Origin of the sequence: Pseudomonas sp. Pseu.R1, from assembly GCF_045764065.1 — a bacterium.
Taxonomy (GTDB): domain Bacteria; phylum Pseudomonadota; class Gammaproteobacteria; order Pseudomonadales; family Pseudomonadaceae; genus Aquipseudomonas.
In genome coordinates, this window is the sequence record NZ_JBJGEE020000001.1 from 2861785 (window position 1) to 2884632 (window position 22848).

19 protein-coding genes are annotated in these 22848 nt (G+C 60.5%); 14 read left to right on the forward strand and 5 right to left on the reverse strand.

Going from position 1 to position 22848, the window contains the following annotated elements; genetic code table 11:
- Positions 1-127 precede the first annotated feature (127 nt).
- Positions 128-2038: a sigma-54-dependent Fis family transcriptional regulator gene (locus ACI5GA_RS13235; RefSeq protein ID WP_421422971.1), complete on the reverse strand. Its 1911-nt coding sequence runs from the start codon at positions 2036-2038 to the stop codon at positions 128-130.
- A 285-nt stretch (positions 2039-2323) separates the two neighbouring features.
- Between ACI5GA_RS13235 and exaC the strand changes: the two genes are divergently transcribed.
- The 7 genes from exaC to yiaY all read left to right on the forward strand — a co-directional run bounded on the left by exaC (position 2324) and on the right by yiaY (position 9790).
- Positions 2324-3844 (forward strand): acetaldehyde dehydrogenase ExaC, encoded by a 1521-nt coding sequence (gene exaC / locus ACI5GA_RS13240; protein WP_421422972.1) that lies wholly within the window; start codon positions 2324-2326, stop codon positions 3842-3844.
- A 387-nt stretch (positions 3845-4231) separates the two neighbouring features.
- Positions 4232-4684 (forward strand): GNAT family N-acetyltransferase, encoded by a 453-nt coding sequence (locus ACI5GA_RS13245; protein WP_404634257.1) that lies wholly within the window; start codon positions 4232-4234, stop codon positions 4682-4684.
- A gap of 258 nt (positions 4685-4942) precedes the next feature.
- On the forward strand, positions 4943-5590 hold the full coding sequence (locus ACI5GA_RS13250; RefSeq protein WP_404634259.1) for a DedA family protein: 648 nt from the start codon (positions 4943-4945) through the stop codon (positions 5588-5590).
- Positions 5591-5593: 3 nt separating this feature from the next.
- On the forward strand, positions 5594-6430 hold the full coding sequence (locus tag ACI5GA_RS13255) for a zinc-dependent peptidase (protein ID WP_421422974.1): 837 nt from the start codon (positions 5594-5596) through the stop codon (positions 6428-6430).
- Between the two features lie 101 nt (positions 6431-6531).
- Positions 6532-7059 carry an inorganic diphosphatase gene (ppa, locus tag ACI5GA_RS13260; RefSeq protein ID WP_404634263.1) on the forward strand — a complete coding sequence of 176 codons (528 nt, stop codon included), beginning with the start codon at positions 6532-6534 and terminating at the stop codon, positions 7057-7059.
- A 401-nt stretch (positions 7060-7460) separates the two neighbouring features.
- Positions 7461-8186, forward strand: a complete 726-nt coding sequence (locus ACI5GA_RS13265) for a LexA family transcriptional regulator (protein ID WP_404634265.1) — start codon at positions 7461-7463, stop codon at positions 8184-8186.
- Between the two features lie 455 nt (positions 8187-8641).
- Positions 8642-9790 carry an L-threonine dehydrogenase gene (gene yiaY / locus ACI5GA_RS13270; RefSeq protein ID WP_404634267.1) on the forward strand — a complete coding sequence of 383 codons (1149 nt, stop codon included), beginning with the start codon at positions 8642-8644 and terminating at the stop codon, positions 9788-9790.
- Between the two features lie 58 nt (positions 9791-9848).
- Here the strand turns inward: yiaY and ACI5GA_RS13275 are convergent, their stop codons facing one another.
- From ACI5GA_RS13275 to ACI5GA_RS13290, 4 genes are all read right to left on the reverse strand, one after another.
- The gene (locus ACI5GA_RS13275) at positions 9849-10757 is read right to left on the reverse strand and encodes a LysR family transcriptional regulator (protein WP_421422975.1); all 909 of its coding nucleotides are present in this window, start codon (positions 10755-10757) and stop codon (positions 9849-9851) included.
- A gap of 58 nt (positions 10758-10815) precedes the next feature.
- Entirely contained in the window at positions 10816-11568 is a 753-nt protein-coding gene (locus ACI5GA_RS13280; RefSeq protein WP_108239539.1) for a maleate cis-trans isomerase family protein, read from the reverse strand.
- A gap of 146 nt (positions 11569-11714) precedes the next feature.
- Complete coding sequence (locus tag ACI5GA_RS13285; RefSeq protein ID WP_279894261.1) at positions 11715-13100, reverse strand: MFS transporter; 1386 nt, start codon at positions 13098-13100, stop codon at positions 11715-11717.
- A gap of 131 nt (positions 13101-13231) precedes the next feature.
- Positions 13232-14173 (reverse strand): LysR family transcriptional regulator, encoded by a 942-nt coding sequence (locus ACI5GA_RS13290; RefSeq protein WP_404634273.1) that lies wholly within the window; start codon positions 14171-14173, stop codon positions 13232-13234.
- A 123-nt stretch (positions 14174-14296) separates the two neighbouring features.
- On the opposite strand from ACI5GA_RS13290, the gene ACI5GA_RS13295 reads away from it, so the two are divergent.
- The 7 genes from ACI5GA_RS13295 (at position 14297) to dxs (ending at position 22819) form a co-directional block, all read left to right on the forward strand.
- Positions 14297-15481, forward strand: a complete 1185-nt coding sequence (locus ACI5GA_RS13295) for a fumarylacetoacetate hydrolase family protein (RefSeq protein WP_421422976.1) — start codon at positions 14297-14299, stop codon at positions 15479-15481.
- A gap of 91 nt (positions 15482-15572) precedes the next feature.
- Positions 15573-17357 carry an IlvD/Edd family dehydratase gene (locus ACI5GA_RS13300; RefSeq protein ID WP_404634277.1) on the forward strand — a complete coding sequence of 595 codons (1785 nt, stop codon included), beginning with the start codon at positions 15573-15575 and terminating at the stop codon, positions 17355-17357.
- Positions 17358-17516: 159 nt separating this feature from the next.
- On the forward strand, positions 17517-18524 hold the full coding sequence (locus ACI5GA_RS13305) for a zinc-binding alcohol dehydrogenase family protein (RefSeq protein WP_404634279.1): 1008 nt from the start codon (positions 17517-17519) through the stop codon (positions 18522-18524).
- Between the two features lie 96 nt (positions 18525-18620).
- On the forward strand, positions 18621-19274 hold the full coding sequence (gene nfsB, locus ACI5GA_RS13310; protein ID WP_421422977.1) for an oxygen-insensitive NAD(P)H nitroreductase: 654 nt from the start codon (positions 18621-18623) through the stop codon (positions 19272-19274).
- Positions 19275-19606: 332 nt separating this feature from the next.
- Positions 19607-19849 (forward strand): exodeoxyribonuclease VII small subunit, encoded by a 243-nt coding sequence (locus ACI5GA_RS13315; protein ID WP_062384761.1) that lies wholly within the window; start codon positions 19607-19609, stop codon positions 19847-19849.
- Complete coding sequence (gene ispA / locus ACI5GA_RS13320; protein WP_404634283.1) at positions 19846-20733, forward strand: (2E,6E)-farnesyl diphosphate synthase; 888 nt, start codon at positions 19846-19848, stop codon at positions 20731-20733. The genes ACI5GA_RS13315 and ispA overlap by 4 nt, the downstream gene beginning before the upstream one ends.
- Before the next feature lie 196 nt (positions 20734-20929).
- Complete coding sequence (dxs, locus tag ACI5GA_RS13325) at positions 20930-22819, forward strand: 1-deoxy-D-xylulose-5-phosphate synthase (RefSeq protein ID WP_421422979.1); 1890 nt, start codon at positions 20930-20932, stop codon at positions 22817-22819.
- The last annotated feature ends 29 nt before the right edge of the window (positions 22820-22848 follow it).

Genomic DNA, 22848 nt, shown 5'->3' on the forward strand with positions numbered 1-22848 from the left:
GCCGAGATCGCTTTCTACTGTGGGAGCCGGCTTGCTGGCGAATGCGGTGTGTCAGGCGGCACTAACATCTCTGGCCCACCGCATTCGCCAGCAAGCCGGCTCCCACAAATAGATCCCGTGCGCAGCACTACCGGGCGATTCCATGCTTGCGCAGCTTTCTATAGAGCGTATTGCGGCTCACGCCCAGTTCCTGCGCCACATGGGTCATGTGCCAGCGCTGCGCTTCAAGGACTTCGATCAAGGCTGAACGCTCGGCGCACTCCAACGGAGAATCGGGCGCTGCTTCTTTTATAGGAGCAGCCTTCTGGCGAATGACATGGGGCAAATCCGACAAGCCAATCCGGTTTTCCTCACACAGCGCAGCCAGCGTTCGTAACACATTGCGCATCTGCCGCACATTGCCCGGCCAGTTGAAGTCCAGCAGCGTTTGCCTGGCGTCCGGCTCGATCACGACCGGATGCCCACCCGCCTCTTCTTCCAATAAAAAGTCCAGCAACTGCGACTTGTCGCTGCGCTCGCGCAACGGCGGCAACGCGACCTCCAGACCGTTGAGCCGGTAATAAAGGTCTTCGCGGAAACCGCCGTTCTCTACCCGCCCAAGCAAATTCCGGTGTGTCGCGCTGATGATTCGCACGTCCACTGACTGAGGTTCACCGCCAATCGGCACCACCAGCCGATCCTCTAAAACGCGCAGCAATCGGGTTTGCAGGGCCACGGGCATGTCGCCGATTTCATCAAGGAACAGTGTCCCGCCATCGGCCTGCTGCAACTTGCCGCGCATGCCCTCCTTGCGTGCACCGGTAAAACTGCCACCGCGATAACCGAACAGTTCGCTCTCGATCAGGCTTTCCGGAATCGCCGCGCAGTTGAGCGCCACAAACGGCTTGCGCGCGCGCTGACTGGCCTGATGCACCGCCTTGGCGAATGCTTCCTTGCCGGACCCGGTCTCGCCATTGATCAACAACGGTACATCTCGCTCGAAGACCTTCAGCGCGCGACGGAAATCGGTTTGCAGCGCGGAATCGCCCAGACAAATGCCGTTCAACGCTGCGGGCGCAACGGGCTTGCTGCCAACAGGGGTAGAAAAGACTTTCGGCGCATGCAGTGCTTGCCCACGCAGCACAGCGAAGAATCCGCGCCCATCGCGCGTTCTCAGTGGCCAGCTGGCGGCAGGGTGGGGAGACGCCCGGCTCAGCAGGTCGTCCAGCGAACACTCGAACAACGCCTCGACCGGCTGCCCAATCAAGTTGGCACGGCCCAGGCTCAGCAGGTTCAGCGCACTCTGGTTCAGCGCACTGACTCGCCCCTCGCCATCAAAGGCCAGCAAACCCTCACTGAACAGCCCGACCGATCCGGCCTGCAAATGAAAACGCAGCAGCCATTGATCGTCGAAATGCCGCAGGAAATAACTGCTTTCAATCATCTTGGCCGAGAGGTTCACCAGCGCCATGGTGTGGAACTGGCTTTGCCGGGAGACGTCATGGCGGGCCGATGAGACGTCGAGCACTGCCAGCAGATCGCCATGGGGATCGAAGACCGGGCTGGCCGAGCACGTGAGCCCCGTATGCCGCCCGCGAAAGTGTTCGTCGCGATGAATGGTCACCGACTGCCGCTCCACCAGGCAGGTGCCTATGCCGTTGGTGCCCTCCCGCGACTCGCTCCAGTCCGCACCGAGCCACAGGCCAGCGCGCTCGAAAATCCGCCGCTCGCCGGGTTCGGTGACACAGTTGAGGATCACGCCGCGATCATCGGTCAGCAGCACCGCATGCCCGCCCGAAAGCTGTTGATGCAGGCTGTTCATTTCCCCGCCCGCGATGCTCAGCACTTGTTGCAGGCGCTCGCGACTTTCCAGCACTCGCGCGTGTTCCAGCACCGTGGGCGCCATGGGTTGAGCGGGGTCGAGGTGGTAGTCCTCAAGACAGCGCGTCCACGACCGAGCGATGGACGGGTCGGCACCGGGGCCGTAACGATGATGAGCCTTGCCTTGGGCGACGGTCAGGACCTGTTGGGCATGTCGAGTCAGGTGATTGCTGGGCACTTTTTATTCTTCCCCCTGCTGCGTTGCTGACCAGCATCCTCTTCACCCTTCGCCATTGCAATGCTTCCAAAGGCGCAATCCGATCCGCTGTCCCACATTCGATACAAAGTGTCACTCAGGCTGCGCCAGCACTGGCACAAGGACATCCGCCAAACGTCTGAAAAATCGACAAAGCCCTTATAAACCGGGCACCGGACGGCAGTGGCCCGCGCTTTGCTCTACGCTTTCATCAAGCGCAGCAGCGCGTTATCCCCACACAATCACAAGAGCAAGGAGATATTCACCATGCGTTATGCCCATCCCGGTACTGAAGGCTCGATCGTTACCTTCAAGGCCAAATACGGCAACTACATCGGTGGCGAATTCGTGCCTCCGGTCAAAGGCCAATACTTTGAAAACACTTCGCCGATCACCGGCAAGCTGATCGCCGAATTTCCTCGCTCCACTGCCGAAGACATCGATAAAGCCCTGGATGCTGCCCACGCCGCTGCCGACGCGTGGGGTAAAACTTCCGTTCAGGAACGCTCGCTGACCCTGCTGAAAATTGCTGACCGCATCGAGCAAAACCTCGAACTGCTGGCCGTGACCGAAACGTGGGACAACGGCAAGGCCGTGCGTGAAACGCTGAACGCAGACATCCCGTTGGCGGTCGATCACTTCCGCTATTTCGCAGGCGCGTTGCGTGCTCAGGAAGGCACCGCCGCTGAAATCAACGAAGGCACCGTGGCGTATCACATCCACGAGCCGCTGGGCGTGGTCGGCCAGATCATCCCGTGGAACTTCCCGATCCTGATGGCCGCCTGGAAACTCGCCCCTGCACTGGCAGCCGGTAACTGCGTGGTACTCAAACCCGCCGAGCAAACACCGCTGGGCATCAGCGTGCTGGTGGAACTGATCGGCGATCTGCTGCCAAAAGGCGTGCTCAACATCGTGCAAGGTTACGGCCGCGAAGCCGGTGAAGCGCTGGCCAGCAGCAAGCGCATTGCCAAAATCGCCTTCACCGGTTCCACCCCGGTCGGTTCGCACATCATGAAACTGGCAGCGGACAGCATCATTCCGTCCACCGTTGAGTTGGGCGGCAAATCTCCGAACATCTACTTCGAAGACGTGATGAGCGCGGAACCCGAGTTCATCGAGAAGGCGGCAGAAGGCGTGGTGCTGGCGTTCTTCAACCAGGGCGAAGTCTGCACCTGCCCTTCGCGCTGCCTGGTTCAGGAATCGATCTACCCGCAATTCATGGAAGCGGTGATGAAGAAGGTCCTGAAGATCAAACGCGGCGACCCGCTGGACACCGACACCATGGTCGGCGCTCAGGCATCGCAGCAACAGTTCGACAAGATCCTCTCCTACCTCGACATCGCGCAGGGCGAAGGCGCCGAGCTGCTGACCGGTGGCAAGGTGGAAAAACTGCAGGGCGATCTGGCGACCGGCTATTACATCCAGCCGACGCTGCTCAAAGGCAACAACAGGATGCGCGTGTTCCAGGAGGAAATCTTTGGCCCGGTGGTCAGCGTGACGACCTTCAAAGATGAAGCCGAAGCCATTGCCATCGCCAACGACACCGAGTTCGGCCTGGGCGCGGGCGTGTGGACCCGCGACATCAACCGTGCCTACCGCGTAGGCCGTGCCATCAAGGCCGGTCGCGTGTGGACTAACTGCTATCACCTGTATCCAGCGCACGCTGCATTCGGCGGTTACAAGAAGTCCGGTGTCGGCCGTGAAACCCACAAAGTCGCACTTGAGCACTACCAACAGACCAAAAACCTGCTGGTGAGCTACGACATCAATCCGCTGGGCTTCTTCTGATTCAGCGCTGGCGCGTCAAACGACGGCCTCTTCGGAGGCCGTTTTTATTGGATCGTATGCATCGTTTTGTGGGAGCCGGCTTGCTGGCGAAAGCGATAGACCAGACACACAGATGTCGACTGACACTCCGTCTTCGCCACCAAGGCGGCTCCCACAGTGATGTGTCTGCCCATGGATTTGCGATTGGCGCCGACTTTGTGGGAGCCGCCTTGGTGGCAAAAAGGCTGTCCAGCCACCATAGAATCTCCCACAGCGGGTCCATGTCGTCTGAAAACTGCTTTTGGATTGCGCTTTCTAAACCGCTTAGGCACAGTCGAAATCGTCTGTCCCCGTGCCAGTCGCGTCCTCCCCCTTTCATGCATTGCACAATGAAGCTGAGGCCCAACCATGCGGATCATCCAAGCCACTCTGGAGCACCTGGACCTGTTGACCCCGCTGTTCGTCAAATACCGCGAGTTCTATGGCGAGCTTCCCTACCCGGACTCCTCCCGAGGCTTTCTGGAAAAACGCCTGAAGCGCGAAGAGTCGGTCATTTACCTCGCATTCCCGGACGATGACGACAGCAGACTGCTGGGTTTCTGTCAGCTCTACCCCAGCTATTCGTCCCTTTCGCTCAAACGTGTGTGGATCCTCAACGACATCTACGTCGCCGAAGACGCCCGCCGCCAACTGGTGGCTGATCACCTGATGCAAAAAGCCAAGAAGATGGCCCGCGAAACCCAGGCCGTGCGCATGCGCGTGTCCACTAGCGCCAATAATGAAGTGGCGCAAAAAGTGTACGAGTCGATAGGGTTCAAGGAGGACACGCAGTTCAAGAACTACGTCTTGCCGATTAATTGAGCCATCCTTCAAACCTGTAGGAGTGAGCTTGCTCGCGATAGCGGTGTGTCAGTCAGACCAATTGCCACTGATGCACCGTTCGCGAGCAAGCTCACTCCTACGAAGGCTCGGTGTTCCATGCCTTCAATACCAAATGTTTCATTTCAGATACCGCCCCCAGCAACATCTCGTTTCTTCCCTCTATAATGCGGCCCTCATTAGCCGTTCTCTCCGACCCCGCTCGTGACCCGCCCCGGGTCTCTCAATCAGGTGCCGTACATGGATTTCAACCCGCTTGACCTCATTCTTCACCTCGATGTCTACCTCGACATGCTGGTGACCAACTACGGCACCTGGGTCTACGCGATCCTGTTTCTGGTGATTTTCTGTGAAACGGGTCTGGTAGTGACGCCGTTTCTGCCGGGTGATTCGCTGTTGTTCATCGCGGGTGCCGTAGCCGCAGGCGGCGGCATGGACCCTGTGCTGTTGGGCTGCCTGCTGATGGCTGCCGCGATCATCGGCGACAGCACCAACTACGTAATTGGGCGAACGGTTGGCGACAAGCTGTTCAAGAACCCCAACTCGAAAATCTTTCGCCGCGATTACCTGACCAAGACCCACGAGTTCTATGAGCGTCATGGCGGCAAGACCGTGACGCTGGCGCGCTTCCTGCCGATCATCCGCACCTTCGCGCCGTTCGTGGCGGGTCTGGGCAAGATGCCGTACCTGCGTTTTCTGGGTTTCAGCGTACTGGGTTCGATCCTGTGGGTCGGCGGTCTGGTCACCCTTGGCTACTTCTTCGGCAACATTCCGTTCATCAAGAAAAACCTCACCCTGCTGGTACTGGCAATCATTCTGCTGTCGCTGCTGCCGATGATCATCGGACTGGTTCGCAGCCGCATGGGCCGTTCCGCCACCGCGCGCTGAGCCATGTTCTTGAAGGGGTGGTCGCTGAGCGGCTGGCTCAAACGCCGTACGCTGGCACGCAACCCGGTCGACCCTGCGCTGTGGGACCGGGTGCGTGAGCGTCTGCCGATCCTCGACGGTCTCAGTCCCGACGAGGATCGCTACCTGCTCGATAGCTGCGTACTGTTTTTGCAGTCCAAACACCTGACCGCACTGGAAGGCGTCGAACTCGATGACGAGTCGCGTCTGTTCCTCGCGGCACAGGCCCAATTGCCGCTATTGGCCTTGGGCGATCTGAACTGGTATCAGGGCTTTCACGAAATCATCCTCTATGGCGATGACTTCATCAGTCCGCAACGGCACCGTGACGCCAGCGGGATCGAGCATGAATGGGACGGCGAACACAGCGGCGAGGCCTGGTTGCAAGGCCCGGTCATCCTCGCCTGGCCCGGTGTGCTGTCGAGCGGCGGCTGGGAAGCCTACAACCTGGTGATCCATGAGTTGGCGCACAAGCTCGACATGCTCAATGGCGACGCCAACGGACTGCCGCCTCTGCACAACGACATGCGCATTGCCGACTGGGCCAGCGCCATGCAAAGCGCCTTCGATGACCTCAACCGCCAGTTGGACGCCGACCCTGACGCCGAAACCGCTATCGATCCCTACGCGGCGGAAAACCCTGCCGAGTTCTTTGCAGTCACCAGTGAATACTTCTTCAGCGCCCCGGATCTGCTGGTCGAGGCTTATCCTCAGGTGTACGCGCAGCTCAAAGCGTTTTACCGCCAGGACCCTCTAGCGCGCCTGACGGCACTTCAGGCCAATAATCCGGTCTATTCGACTCCTACCAACGTTCAGGGCTGATCGGCGTACATGGTAACGCTTACCAAATATGCCTATAATCCGGCCCACTTTTTGGCGTTCCGCGCCAGATTCTGAATGGTCAACCAAGGGGGCAAAGCCCAATGAGCTACAGCAAGATTCCGGCTGGCAAAGACCTGCCGAACGACATCTACGTCGCAATCGAAATCCCGGCCAACCACGCGCCGATCAAGTACGAAATCGACAAAGATAGCGACTGCCTGTTCGTTGACCGTTTCATGGCCACCCCGATGTTCTACCCGGCCAACTACGGTTTCATCCCGAACACCCTGGCCGACGACGGTGATCCCCTCGACGTTCTGGTCGTGACCCCTTACCCGGTCGCGCCTGGCTCCGTCATCCGCGCTCGTCCAGTGGGCGTGCTGAACATGACCGACGACGGCGGCGGCGATGCCAAAGTTCTGGCCGTTCCTCACGACAAACTGTCCCAACTGTACGTCGACGTGAAGGAATACACCGACCTGCCTGAACTGCTGATCAAACAGATCGAGCACTTCTTCGAGAACTACAAAGACCTCGAAAAAGGCAAATGGGTGAAGATCGAAGGCTGGGCTGGCGCGGACGCCGCTCGCGAAGCCATTACCAAATCGGTTGCTGCCTACAAAGGCTGATCCGGTTCGCAGCCTTCGAAGCGCCTGACGCTTCGAAGGCCGCTCCCCTTTCTCTGCGACACCCTCTTTATTTTCATTCCCTTCGCACTCCAGGCGTTTAAATTTACGCCACACCAAACAATCTGTTTATTCTCGTCGACCGCCTTGGCTCTTTGCGCAACAACTCATTAATGCAGGTTGCGAGAGACCTACGCCAACTCACTTACACTCCTCAAATTTATCCAACTCATTGTGGTGCAAATGCTTTTTGGCATTGTTGACGAAAGATCAATAACTCAAGAATTACCCTACACCCATGAGCGAACACTGTAGTCCCTATCGCCAAAGGCAAGTTTGATGTTGCGCGCATTTGAACACTTCGTTCATTTAAACGAAGTTGAACGGCACGTAAACTTCGGCCCATGAATACATCAGGTGATCGACTACGCGTCCTTCTGCGGGAGTGCCATCTCTCCGCAACAGACTTCGCCGCCAACCGAAAGGTAACGCCGCAACATGTGAACAACTGGTTCAAGCGCGGCATTCCCATGGCACGCATGGAAGAAGTCGCCGAACTGCTGAGCGTCAACGTGCGTTGGCTGCGCAGCGGCGATGGCCCCAAACACCCCGGAGAAGGTCGCGAAAAACACAGTGCAGACGGCGCAGCGAAACCGCGAGGCGAACGCCTCCCCGATCGCGAAGAGCTGGAGATGCCGCTCTACACAGAGCTGCCCACCCAAACCCCAGGCCGAACCGCCGTCAGTGAAGCGCCCCATCAAAAAGTGCGTCTGGCCAGGCGCGTGCTCGCGGCCATGGACGTCGAATTGCACAACGCCATCTGCGTGGCCATGGTCGGCAACAGCATGGCCGACAAAATCCAGGACGGCTCGCTCATCGGCATCGACCGCGGACGCGTGCTCGTCATCGACGGCGAAATGTATGCGCTGGAACACGACGGCATGCTGCGCGTGAAATACCTTTACCGCCTGCCCGGCGGGGGCCTGCGCCTGCGCAGCCACAATGCAGGCGAATACCCCGACGAAATCTTCAGCGCAGAACAGATACAGGAACAACATATCCACATCCTTGGCTGGATCTTCTGGTGGTCCACCCTCAACAACCGCCGTCATCCCGCAACAATGCCTTGATCCCCAAGGAAAAGGACAAAAGGCAGCGCACCCGGGCTGGGCAGATGCCATGAACATGCGTATCCTGCACGCCTTCGTTTCACCACCCGTTGGCTACCCGCCGAAGGGTGACCGACCTGACACCGGCCCTCGGCCCGTCACGTCTACCTCACAAGCGCCTGCCTGCAGCGCGCACTTTTGCGGATGGGTACGGTGAGCCAAAAACTCGCCAAACCTGTCACCGAGAAGCCGGCCACAAGCCGGCTTTTTAATGAGCGCTGCCTATTCGCCCTTGCGCGCAGTGCCTCGTCCAGAGATCACAACCCCGCCGCGCCACTACGACCAAAGACCCCCGCTTGCCCCCTCCAAAGAACCATTTAGCCCCGTTCCCGTGGCGCCTAGGATGGTCCTGTCTCGATGAGTACCCCTCCGGCCACCCGGCCGAAGCCAACAATGATAAGAAAGAGGATCAGTCAATGAGCAGCACGTTCTTCATTCCGTCCGTGAACATGATGGGTATCGGCAGTCTCGGTGAGGCGGTCGATGCGATTCGCAAATATGGTTTTCGTCACGCGCTGATCGTCACCGACGCAGGGCTGGCCAAGGCAGGGGTGGCCGACAAGGTGGCCGGTCTGCTGCGCGAGCAGGACATCAATGCCACGATTTTCGACGGTGCCAAGCCGAACCCGACCGTCAGCAACGTGGAAAATGGCCTGAAACAGCTCAAGGCCAGCGGTGCTGATTTCATCATCTCCCTAGGCGGCGGCTCGCCTCATGACTGTGCCAAAGGCATCGCGCTGGTGGCGGCGAACGGCGGGGAAATCAGTGACTACGAAGGGGTGGATCAATCGGCCAGGCCGCAGCTGCCATTGATCGCGATCAATACCACTGCCGGCACGGCCAGCGAAATGACGCGCTTCTGCATCATCACCGATGAAACCCGTCATGTGAAAATGGCAATCGTGGACCGCAACGTCACGCCCTTGCTGTCCGTCAACGACCCCTCCTTGATGGCGGCGATGCCCAAAGGGCTGACCGCTGCCACCGGCATGGACGCGCTGACCCATGCCATTGAGGCCTACGTCTCCACGGCGGCCACGCCGATCACCGACGCCTGCGCGCTCAAAGCGGTAGAGCTGATTTCCGCCAACCTGCGCACCGCGGTGGCCAATGGCAGTGACATGCCTGCGCGAGAAAACATGGCATACGCACAGTTCCTCGCCGGCATGGCCTTCAACAATGCCTCGCTCGGTTATGTGCACGCGATGGCCCACCAATTGGGCGGTTTCTACGATTTGCCCCACGGCGTGTGCAACGCGGTGTTGCTGCCCCATGTAGAGAGTTTCAACGCCAGTGTCTGTCCAGCACGCCTGAAAGACGTGGCAGCGGCGATGGGCATCGACACCCAGCGCCTGGACGACACCCAGGGCGCGGCCGCGGCCATCGCGGCCATCCGCAAGCTGTCTGGCGACATCGGCATTCCGGCCGGCCTGACCGAACTGGGCGCCAAATCCGATGACATCCCGACGCTGGCGGCCAACGCCATGAAAGATGCCTGCGGCTTCACCAACCCGCGCCCTGCGACTCAGGAGCAGATCGAGGAAATCTTCCGCACTGCGATGTAGAGAAGGGCTTCGCGATCAGGAGCCGCTTACGGTTCCTGATCGCTTCCGGCGATAAGCCTCATTCCGTCGCTACCGGCGGGACCAGAGGCGACGCCAGGATGTGGTCGAGGAACAACAGCGCAGCGCTGGATAATCCCTGCCGCGATCTTACGCAAACGCTCAGTTCACGGCTGGCCCAGTCATCACTCAGGTTCACGGCACGGGCACCGTTGAGCTTGTAAATCGCCACGCTCCCCTCCGGCATGATGCCGACCCCCACTCCCGCCTGAACCATCAGACAGAGCGCGTCGTAACTGGACACTTCCATGCGGATTTTCAGCGAACGCCCCAAATCGTTGGCGGCCTTGATCAACTGAAAGTTCAAGTGCGTGCCGCTGCGCAGGGTGACGTGGTCGTGAGCGAGGGTTTCGCTGAAGCTCACCGACTCGCGCCCGGCCAGTGGATGACCGTTGGGCACCAGCACCACCAGCCGGTCGGCGCGAAATGGGAAGACTTCGATGTCCGCCCCATGGGGCAGGCGCGTGAAGATGCCGATATCCGCGCGGTTCTCGGCCACGGCCTTGGTGATCGCAAGGCTTTGCTGTTCTTCGAGACTGACAGTGATCAGCGGGTACAGCGCCATGAACGACTGAATCAGCCCCGGCATGAACTGGGTAATGGCCGAGACATTGGCCAGCACCTGCACCGACCCGCGACGCCCATGGGAGTAATCGCGCATCTGTACAACGATCTCGTTGAGGTTGTTCAACGCACTGCGAGCCATGAACAGTAGCGACAGCCCTGCGTCGGTCGGCGTGATGCCCTTGTTGGTGCGCGTGAGCAAACGCGAATCTAGCAGCTCTTCCAGTTCGCTGAGTCGCTTGCTCACCGCCGCCGCCGCGATGTGCTCGCGCTTGGCGGCAGCGGCGATGGTGCCTTCTTCAACGACGCTGACGAACAGGCGCAGCGAAACGGGGTCGAGCTTCATGTGGGGTACCGGGCGTGCAGGCCAGAATGTCCGCCATAGTACCCCGTCAGGCACAGCGTCAGAACGCCCCGGACAACAGATGACCGGCGTTCGGCACCTGGGCTTTCAGGCCAAGGGTCTTCAGCATCTGGTAAACGGTCGCGACCGAGGCTGACAACACCGGTTTGTCGAGGCGGTCCTGGACCACTTGAATTGCCGGCAGCGACGGCATCTGCACGCAGCAGGACAGCACCACCCCGTCCGCCTGCCCGATGTTCAGTCTATCGGCGTGCGCCACCAGGTTCATTGGGTCGAGCCGCCCCACGGCGAGGTTGTCCGAGACTTCCAGGCTGATGGCGTCCACGACTTCGATGCCCGCCGCTTCGATGTAATCGATCACCTGGGCGGTCAGCGGCTTCATGTAAGGGGTGATGATCGCGATTTTCTTGTAGTCGAGCATGTGCAGACTGTCGATCAGGGCGCCCGCCGAGCTCAGCACCGGCGCGCTGGAGGTATTCGCGGCAACGGTCTTGCTGAGACGCTCCTGAGAAACCGTGTGATAGCCCGCGCCCTGGCACATGATCGCCACCAGACAGGCATACGCCATGACGTCCACCCGCGCGTCGCTGAGTTCCAGCGCGCAGCGGTCGCTGTCGACATCCATCTTTTTCAGCTCTTCGGGGCTGACGTGCATCATGCGCATGCGCGAGGAGTGAAAGGTGAAACGCTCCTCGGGAAACAACGCATAACGCGAAGTCAGCATCGCCGGGATTTCAGTTTCCATGGTGGTGTTGGAGCTGGGGACGATCTGGCCGATTCGAAAGTTTTTCACGGGCTCTCCTTCATTTCGCTTGGGGCGAGGGGTCACATGGGACCGATGTTAGGAGCGCTGGAAAGGGGCGTATATCAAGCATTGGCGAGCCTGCCATCGCGGTTGGCGATGGCAGGCAATGGGTGTCAGGTGGGGGCAGGCGGAAATCAGGCGTTGGAGAGCGCCCCCGCAGGCTCCGAAGCTTCGACCTTGTGGTTGCCGAGCATTGCCTTGGGAATCGAGAGGATCAAGCCCGCGCTGACGAACAGGCACGCGCCCAGCACGTAGGTCCCGTTATTGATGTTCCCGGTGAGGTTCTCGGCGACAGCCGTGATCATCGAACCGGTGAACCCCGACAAGTTACCGATGGCGTTGATCATGCCGATCCCCGCCGCAGCGGCGACGCCGGACAAAACGGTGCCAGGCAGGGTCCAGTAGATCGGCATCAGGCTCAGCACACCGGAGGCGGATACGCTGAGGAAGATGATCGACAACACCACGTTGTTGGCGAAGTAGGCGCTGAGGATCAGGCCGATTCCGCCAATGACCGCAGGAATCGCCGCATGCAGGCGGCGCTCACCGGTCCTGTTGGAGTGACGGGCATTGAGCGTCATCGCGATAACGGCGATTCCGTAGGGAATTGCAGTCAACAGGCCGATGTCCAGCGGGTTGGAAATGCCTGCGCTTTTAATGATCGACGGCATCCAGAACGCCAAACCGTAGAAGCCTGTGTTGAAGGTCAACAGAATCAGCACCAACAACCACACCCGGCCATTGAACAGGACTTCGCGCAGGCTCGACGCCTTGCCTTTACTGTCGTGCTGCAGGTTGGCCTTGAGCATGGCTTTTTCTTCCGGCGACAGCCATTTCGCGGCATCGATATTGTTCGCCATGAACGCCAGCACCACGAACGCCATGACCACGGAAGGAAGGCCTTCGATGATCAGCAGCCACTGCCAACCGGCCATGCCTTGTACGCCTTGCATCTTGGTCATCAACCAGCCGGAAACAACGCCCCCCAGGGTCAGGCTGATCGGCATGGCCATCAGGAAGCCAGACATCACGCGACTCTGACGGCGCGTCGGGAACCAGTAGTTGAGGTAGAGAATGACGCCTGGGAAGAACCCTGCTTCGCAGATGCCGAGCAAGAAGCGCAGCACATAGAACATGGTTTCCGACTCGATGTGGAAAAACTTCGCCAACGGCACGGTGAAGGCCACAGCCATCGAGACAATGGCCCAACTGAGCATGATTCGCGCGATCCAGAAACGGGCGCCGAAACGATGCAGCAGCAGGTTGCTGGGCACCTCGAAAATGAAGTAGCCCCAGAAGAAAATGCTCGCGCCCAAGGCGTAGACCGTGTTGCTGAATTGCAGGTCGTTGAGCATGTCCAGCTTGGCGAAACCAATGTTGACGCGGTCCAGGTACGCCGCCATGTAGCACAGCAGCAGGACAGGGAGAATGCGCAGGATGACCTTGCGGTAGGTACGATCTTCGAAGCTGGCGTGCCCGGCGCCCGAGTGTTCGGGCAGGCGATCAGATGCAGTTGCCATGGTAGGACCTCCAGGCACTGGTTGCGCCTGTGTTGTTTTTATGGGGTCAAGACACGAGCGGATGGTACTGACAAGCGACAGATGAAGAATAATGAGATGTTTCCATTGATCGATAACCCAAGGTTATTGATCTAGCGGGGGACCATTTTTGCGTTGGCGATCAGAATATTGGCGAATTCCGAGGCGGCACCTAACAGCGGCTCGCCGCGTCGGGTGAGAATTCCATAATCCTGAGGGGCCAGCTTCAGCGGCGTGTTGAGCACTTTCAACAAGCCCCCTTCCAGATGCGGCTGGGCCATCGACGCGGGCAACATGGCGATCATCGGGCCGGACTGCAACACCTGCAAAAACGTCTGCATGGAGATGGTATCGATGGTGTTCCGCGGCAGCGGGATGCCGGCCTTGGCGAACGCTTGCTCCATACGCGCACGGATCGGCGTGCCAACCGGGTAGAGAATCCACGGCCAGTTGCCCAGTTCCTCAAGCGGCGTCTCCTCAAGCTCGGTGAGCGGGTGACGGCTGTTGACTACCATGCAGAACGGCTCAGGCGCCAACGCCTGAAAGTCATACACTTGCTGCTGGCTTTCGTCGGTGTAACGGGCCACGGCGAGGTCGAGTTTTTTGTCGTCGAGCATTTCCATCAGATGATCGCTGGTCTGCTCGACGATCTCGATGGACAGCAACGGCCAGCGCCGTTTCAACTGCACGATGGCATCCGGCAACACCACTGCCGTGGCGGCGAAAATCGCTCCGACCTTGAGAAAGCCATGACCGCCTTCGCGCAGGCTACTGATCTGGTCGACAAACTTGTTGGCGTCATTCAGCGCAATCTGCGCGTAACGCACCACATGTTCCCCCAGTGCGGTGGGGGGCATGTTGCGAGGCAGCCGCTCGAACAGGTCGAACCCCAATAACCGCTCGATCTCGCGAAGCATCTTGCTGACGGCGGGCTGACTCAGGTTCATGTGCAACGCGGCCGCGTGCATGTTGCGCGTACGAGCCAAGGTATCGATCAGCACCAGATGCTTGAACTTGAGCCAGTTACAGACCGTCGAGAACGAGATGTCGGACATAGTGAGCAGCCTTCGGACTTGATAACCCCATGTTATCGATAATTGAGCAGATGTCATTGGAGTTTATCGTGTTGGCTGGCTAGGGTCGGCAGCAAAAGCATAAGAACTTCCGAGGATCGCCCCATGTCAATTCGACTCACCCCTGAAAACACGCTGCCTGCCGACGGCCTCGATGGCACCTTGATTGGCCGCGCATGGGTGCCCGGTCAGGTCGCCGGTCCTTCGCCTGTTGTCCTGCGTCGCGACGGGGTGTTCGATCTGTCCGAGCGCTTTGCCACCCTGAGCGAATTGCTTGAATCCGCGTCGCCGCTCAAGGCCGTGCGCGAGACCCAAGGCGCGCTGATCTGCAGCGTCGAAGCGCTGCTGGCCAACTCCGGCACCCACCCAGATGCCAATGCGCCCTTCCTCCTTGCCCCCGCTGACCTTCAGGTCATTAAGGCGGCAGGCGTGACGTTTGCGGCGAGCATGATCGAGCGCGTCATCGAGGAACAAGCCGCGGGCAACCCGACCAAGGCCGAAAGCGTGCGCGCGATCGTGCATGACATCATTGGCGACAACCTGCGCAGCATCCGACCGGGCTCGGAACAGGCGAGCGCCCTGAAAGCGCTGCTGATCGAACAGAAAATGTGGTCGCAGTATCTGGAAGTCGGCATCGGCCCGGATGCGGAAATCTTCACCAAGGCCCCGGTACTCGCCGCTGTCGGTAGCGGCAGTCAGATCGGCATCCACCCCAAATCCGAATGGAACAACCCTGAGCCCGAAGTGGTTCTCGCGGTGAACAGTCGCGGGGAAATTCACGGCGCCACGCTGGGCAACGACGTCAATCTGCGCGACTTCGAAGGCCGCAGCGCCTTGCTGCTGAGCAAGGCCAAGGACAACAACGCGTCGTGCGCGATCGGCCCGTTCATCCGCCTGTTCGACGAAACCTTTTCGATGGACGACGTGCGCAATTGCGTGGTCGACCTGCAGGTCAAGGGCCGTGACGGCTACGTGCTGAAGGGTTCAAGCTCCATGTCGCAGATCAGCCGGGACCCGGAAGACATTGCCGCCCAGACCCTCAACGAAAACCACCAGTATCCCGACGGTTTTCTGCTGTACCTCGGCACCTTGTTCGCGCCCACTGAAGACCGTGACCACGTGGGGGGCGGCTTCACTCACAAGCTTGGAGACGAGGTCAGCATCAGCAGCCGTTTGCTGGGCAGCCTGCACAACGAAGTGACGCATAGCAGCCAGGCCACGTCCTGGACGTTCGGTCTTGGCGCATTGTTCCGTAACCTGACGGCGCGTGGTTTGCTGACGCGGCAGTGAGTCCTGTGACGCAACGCCCCTCCTCGCCGATAACCGGTGCGCCGCGCGATGAGCGTCGCCCGTTACCCCGATAACAAGAGAAACCCGAACCATGTCCGAAGCCCCGAAACGCCCCCTGCGCAGCCAGCAATGGTTTGATGACCCAGACCACGCCGACATGACGGCGCTGTATGTCGAGCGCTACATGAACTACGGCCTGACCCGCGAAGAGTTGCAGTCCGGGCGGCCGATCATCGGGATTGCGCAGACAGGCAGCGACCTGACGCCTTGCAACCGTCACCATCTGGAATTGGCCCAGCGGGTCAAGGCCGGGATTCGCGATGCCGGCGGCATTCCGATGGAGTTTCCGGTCCACCCTATCGCCGAGCAGACCCGTCGCCCCACGGCCGCGCTTGACCGCAACCTGGCCTATCTGGGGCTGGTTGAAATTCTCCATGGTTACCCGCTCGACGGCGTGGTGCTGACCACCGGTTGCGACAAGACCACGCCCGCCTGCCTGATGGCCGCCGCCACCACTGACCTGCCTGCCATCGTGCTCTCTGGCGGGCCGATGCTCGACGGTCGCCACAAGGGTGAACTGATCGGCTCGGGCACGGTGCTGTGGCATGCCCGCAACCTGCTCTCGGCCGGCGAAATCAACTATGAAGGCTTCATGGAAATGACCACCGCGGCTTCGCCCTCGGTCGGCCACTGCAACACCATGGGAACGGCGCTTTCGATGAATGCGCTGGCAGAAGCACTGGGCATGTCGTTGCCAGGCTGTGCGAGCATCCCGGCGCCGTATCGCGAGCGTGGCCAGATGGCCTACATGACTGGCAAACGCATTTGCGACCTGGTGCGCGAGGACGTCCGCCCCTCGCAGATCATGACCCGCGAAGCCTTCGAGAACGCCATCGCCGTTGCCTCTGCCCTGGGTGCATCCAGCAACTGCCCACCGCACTTGATCGCCATCGCCCGGCACATGGGTGTCGAACTGAGCCTGGACGACTGGCAGCGCGTCGGTGAAGACGTTCCACTGCTGGTCAACTGTATGCCAGCGGGTAAATACCTGGGCGAAGGCTTCCATCGCGCCGGAGGCGTCCCGGCCGTGATGCACGAACTGCAGAAAGCCGGGAAGCTGCATGAGGCCTGCCATTCGGTATCGGGCAAGACGGTGGGCGAGATCGTGGCCGCTGCCGTCACCCATGACGCGGACGTGATTCGCTCCTACGAAGACCCGCTCAAGCACCGCGCCGGTTTCATCGTTCTCAGCGGCAACTTCTTCGACAGCGCGATCATGAAGATGTCGGTGGTCGGCGAGGCTTTCCGCAAGACCTACCTGTCAGAGCCCGGCGCGGAAAACAGCTTCGAAGCACGGGCAATTGTCTTCGAAGGCCCAGAGGACTATCACGCGCGCATCAACGACCCTTCGCTGGACATCGACGAACGCTGCATTCTGGTGATTCGCGGCGCAGGCACCGTGGGTTACCCCGGCAGCGCCGAAGTGGTCAACATGGCGCCTCCTGCCGAACTGATCAAGCGAGGAATCGATTCGCTGCCCTGCCTTGGAGATGGTCGCCAGAGCGGCACCTCGGCCAGCCCCTCGATTCTCAACATGTCGCCGGAAGCGGCGGTGGGCGGTGGGTTGGCGCTGTTGAAAACCAACGACCGCCTGCGCGTGGACCTCAACAACCGCAGCGTCAACGTGCTGATCAGTGAGGAGGAAATGGCCGAACGCCGCGCCCGGTTCGAGCCGAAGATGCCCGCCTCGCAGACACCGTGGCAGGAACTGTATCGCCAGTTGGTGGGGCAGTTGTCTACCGGCGGCTGCCTTGAGCCGGCCACGTTGCACCTTCGGGTCATCGCCCGAAACGGCGAGCCAAGGCATTCGCACTGAAGATGACAAGGGGCCGGCGCTCAGGGCGCTTGCCCCCCGTCCGATGCGATTCATTTTCACCGCTGCCATGAAAGTGTTGCCGCATCAGGCCGGTGTTCTTCATCGCGGGAGGAGACCAAGATAGGCGCAACTCAAGCCTCCCTTTTCAGAGAGATCGCCATGAAAGCCATCGCCTTCACCCAGCACGGCCTGCCTATCGAAGACCCAAACGCGCTCAAGGACATGGACTTGCCCAAACCGACGCCCGGCCCTCGGGATCTGTTGGTCGAAGTTCAGGCCATTTCCGTGAACCCGGTCGACACCAAAGTCCGGGCAGGCTCGGCCGCCACCGCCCCTAAAGTCGTGGGCTGGGACGCCGTCGGCGTGGTTCGCGAAACCGGCAGTGACGTGACGCTGTTCAAGGCCGGTGACGAGGTCTTCTATGCCGGGTCCATCGCTCGCCCTGGCAACTACAGCGAATTCCATTTGGTGGACGAGCGCATCGTTGGCCGCAAACCGAAATCCATCGATAACGCCCACGCCGCCGCACTACCGCTGACCTCGATTACTGCGTGGGAACTGCTGTTCGACCGCCTCGGCGTAAAAGAAGGCGAAGGTGAAGGCGACAGCCTGTTGATCATCGGCGCAGGGGGTGGCGTGGGTTCGATCCTCGTTCAACTGGCCCGCCAACTGACCAAGCTGACGGTGATCGGCACCGCATCGCGCCCGGAAACTCAAGAGTGGGTCAAAGGCCTTGGCGCCCATCACGTCATCGACCACAGCCAGCCGATAGTGGCGCAACTGGAGGCCATTGGCGTCGGCCAGGTCAGCCATGTCGCGAGCCTGACCCACACCGACAGCTACTTTGCGCAACTGATCGAAGCGCTGCGTCCACAAGGCAAACTGGCACTCATCGACGATCCCAAGACACTCGATGTGGTTCCCATGAAACGCAAGGCGTTGTCGCTGCATTGGGAGCTGATGTTCACCCGCTCGCTCTATGAAACCCCGGACATGATTGCCCAGCATGAACTGCTCAATCGCGTCGCGCAGTTGATCGATCAGGGCGTTTTGAAAACCACCTTGGGCGAGCATTTCGGTGCGATCAATGCTGAAAATCTGCGCCGCGCCCATGCCGTGATCGAAAGCGGCAAGGCCCGTGGGAAAATTGTGCTGGAAAGTTTCTGATCCCATTGTTCACCCGGCGTACAGCATGTGAAGATCGGCGCCTTTCTGCGCCGATCCCCTGCAATGTCGGCCCCTTTTTTATCCAGGAATCACGTCATGCAACTCACTGCCATCGCCAAATCCCGCTACACCACCAAAGCTTACGACGCGACCCGCAAGATCCCACAAGAAACCATCGACACCCTGCTGGAGCAACTGCGCCACAGCCCGTCGTCGGTGAACTCCCAGCCTTGGCATTTCATCGTCGCGTCCGACGAGCAAGGCAAAGCCCGCGTTGCCAAAGGCGCAGAGGGCGCGTTCGCGTACAACGAAGCGAAAATCCTCAACGCCTCCCACGTGATCGTGCTGTGCACCCGCACTGAAATGACAGACGAGCATCTGAACGCCGTGCTGGCGCAGGAAGAGCTGGATGGCCGTTTCGCCAACCCAGAAGCCAAGGCGGGCCAGGACGGTATTCGCCGTGGCTACGTGAATATGCACAAGTACGACCTGAAAGACGTGCAGCACTGGATGGAAAAACAAACCTACCTGGCCCTCGGCACCCTGCTGCTGGGCGCTGCGTCGCTGGAGCTGGATGCCACGCCGATGGAAGGATTCGACTTCAAGAAACTGGATGCCGAACTGGGCCTGCGCGAGAAGGGTTTCAGCAGCCTGGTCGTGGTTTCCTTGGGCTACCGCAGCGAAACCGACTTCAACGCCAAGCTGCCGAAATCACGTTTGTCGAATGAGGCCGTATTTACCCACCTGTAACAGCCGCCACATGCCCCTGTGGGAGCCGGCTTGCTGGCGAATGCGGTCTGTCAGTCAACGATGATGTGCCTGACCCGACGCTTTCGCCAGCAAGCCGGCTCCCACAGGTATGGCGTCGAGTAAAAGGCTTGGGTCTGGCGCGGTCAATGTGGAAGCCGCCTTGGTGGCGAATGCGGTTGACCCGTCAACATAGATCTCCCACAGGTGCGGTACCTGGCGATAAATCGGTGTCTGCGCCCCTCCTCCCCTCTTCCATCCGGCACCTCTCATTTGCCCCGATGCCCTCGCTCTGCTAGTGTCGCGCCGGTTTAACGTCTACCGGGAAAGCCGCCATGGCCCGCAAGAAAGCAGCACTGGATTTCGAACAGTCCCTCACGGATTTGCAAACGCTGGTCGAGCGTCTGGAGAACGGCGAGCTGTCGCTGGAAGATTCCCTGACCGCCTTCGAACAAGGTATCCGCCTGACCCGCGAGTGCCAAAGCGCACTGGCCCAGGCCGAGCAGAAGGTGCAGGTGTTGCTGGAGCGTGATGGCGAGCTGGCTGAAGAGCCCTTCGACGCGGAACAGCCCGAATGATCGCCGAGTATCAGGCCCTCAGCCAGGCGCGGGTCAACGCCGCGCTGGACACTCTGTTCGACGCCCCCGCCCCGGAATTGACCCGTCTTTACCAAGCCATGCGCTACAGCGTCACCAACGGCGGCAAGCGCGTGCGCCCGCTTCTGGTTTACGCCGCGTGCGAAGCGCTGGGTGGCAATGCTGAACACGCCGACGGTGCGGCCTGCGCGGTGGAGTTGATCCACGCCTATTCGCTGGTGCATGACGACTTGCCTGCGATGGACGATGACGACCTGCGTCGCGGCCTGCCGACCACTCACAAAGCGTTCGACGAAGCCTGTGCGATCCTGGCCGGTGACGGTCTGCAAACCATGGCCTTCAGCGTCTTGAGCGACAGTAAGCTGACCCCGCAGGACGCCGAAACCCGCCTGAAAATGGTCACCACCCTCGCCCACGCCGCAGGCCCGGCGGGCATGGTCGGTGGTCAGGCGATCGATCTGGGCTCGGTGGGCCTCAAGCTCGACCAGAAAGCCCTGGAGTTCATGCACCGGCACAAGACCGGCGCGTTGATCGAGGCCAGCGTCAGACTTGGCGCTCTGGCCAGCGGTCGTGCCAGCCAGGTCCAGCTCGATTCGCTACAGATTTACGCCCGGGCCATCGGCCTGGCGTTCCAGGTTCAGGACGACATCCTCGACGTTGAAAGCGATACCGCCACCCTCGGCAAGCGCCAGGGTGCCGATATCGCACGAGACAAACCGACCTACCCCGCCCTGCTGGGGCTGGAAGAAGCCAAACATTACGCACTGGAACTGCGCGATCAGGCGCTGGTGGCCCTGCGACCTTTCGACGCGGCGGCCGAACCTCTGCGAGCGCTGGCGCGTTATATCGTCGAGCGGCGTAACTGATCGCCACCCTCCCCATGTAGCAGTCCGGCTTGCCGGCGGCAGCGCTCTCACGGCCGCCACCGCCGGCAAGCCGCGCTGCTATAGCGAATTGCACCGCTCTGGCACGCTGATTTGAGCATCCATCGACTGCTGTTCATGGGCAGGTCGCGATGCATCAGGTAAACTGCCGCGTCTTTTACTTATAACGATTCGCCTGATGCCCACGACGTTCAAAGAGATTCCCCGCGAGCGCCCGTCCACGCCCCTGCTCGACAAGGCAGCGACGCCGGACGGCCTGCGCCGGTTAGGTGAAGCCGAGCTCGAAGCCCTGGCTGACGAACTGCGCCTGGAGCTGCTCTACACCGTTGGCCAGACCGGCGGGCATTTCGGTGCCGGGCTTGGCGTCATCGAGCTGACCGTGGCTCTGCACTACGTCTTCGATACCCCCGACGACCGGCTGGTCTGGGATGTCGGCCATCAGGCGTATCCGCACAAGATCCTTACCGGTCGCCGCGAGCAGATGTCGACCCTGCGCCAGAAAGGCGGTGTGGCCGCCTTCCCGCGCCGCAGCGAGAGCGAGTACGACACCTTTGGCGTCGGCCACTCCAGCACCTCGATCAGCGCCGCACTGGGCATGGCCATTGCCAATCGCCTGCACGGCAAGGATCGCAAGGCGATCGCCGTCATCGGCGACGGTGCACTGACCGCAGGCATGGCCTTCGAGGCGCTGAACCACGCGCCGGAAGTCAACGCCGACATGCTGGTGATCCTGAACGACAACGACATGTCGATCTCGCGCAACGTCGGCGGGCTGTCGAACTATCTGGCGAAGATCCTTTCCAGCCGCACCTACGCCAGCATGCGAGAAGGCAGCAAGAAAGTGCTCTCGCGCCTCCCGGGTGCGTGGGAAATCGCCCGCCGCACCGAGGAATACGCCAAAGGCATGCTGGTGCCCGGCACGCTGTTCGAAGAGCTGGGCTGGAACTACATCGGCCCGATCGACGGCCACGACCTGCCGACTCTGATCGCCACGCTGCGTAACATGCGTGACCTCAAAGGCCCGCAGTTCCTGCACGTGGTGACCAAGAAAGGCAAAGGCTTCGCCCCGGCGGAAGTTGACCCGATTGGCTACCACGCCATCACCAAGCTCGACCCGGTCAATGCACCGGCGGCCCCTAAAAAGGCCAGCGGTCCGAAATATTCCGGCGTGTTCGGCCAGTGGCTGTGCGACATGGCCGCTGCTGATGAGCGTCTGGTCGGGATCACCCCGGCGATGAAAGAAGGTTCGGATCTGGTCGCCTTCAGCGAGCGTTTCCCGGAGCGTTATTTCGACGTTGCCATCGCCGAGCAACACGCGGTGACACTGGCGGCGGGCATGGCCTGCGAAGGCTCCAAACCGGTAGTAGCGATCTATTCGACCTTCCTGCAGCGCGGCTACGACCAGTTGATCCACGACGTCGCGGTGCAAAATCTGGACGTGCTGTTCGCCATCGACCGCGCAGGCCTGGTGGGCGAGGACGGCCCGACCCACGCGGGCAGCTTCGATTTGTCGTACCTGCGCTGCATCCCCGGCATGCTGGTAATGACGCCGAGCGACGAGAACGAACTGCGCAAGATGCTCAGCACCGGCCACCTGTTCAATGGCCCGGCGGCTGTGCGCTATCCGCGCGGCACTGGTCCGAACGCGGTGATCGAAGGCGGTCTGGAGCCGCTGGAAATCGGTAAAGGCATCGTGCGTCGCCAAGGCAGCAAAGTCGCCATGCTGGTGTTCGGTGTGCAATTGGCCGATGCACTGAAAGTCGCCGAAAAGATCGACGCGACCGTGGTCGACATGCGCTTCGTCAAACCGCTGGATGAGGCGCTGGTTCGCGAAATGGCTGCCAGCCATGAGTTGCTGGTGACCATCGAAGAAAACGCCATCATGGGTGGTGCAGGCGCGGCGGTCAGCGAGTTCCTTGCGCGGGAGAACATTCTCAAATCCGTGCTGCACCTGGGCTTGCCGGATGTTTACGTCGAACACGCCAAACCGGCGCAAATGCTGGCCGAATGCGGGCTGGATGCGGACGGGATTGAAGCGTCGATCAGCGCACGCCTGAGCAAAATCTAAAGCCATGATCGTTCCCATGCACTGCGTGG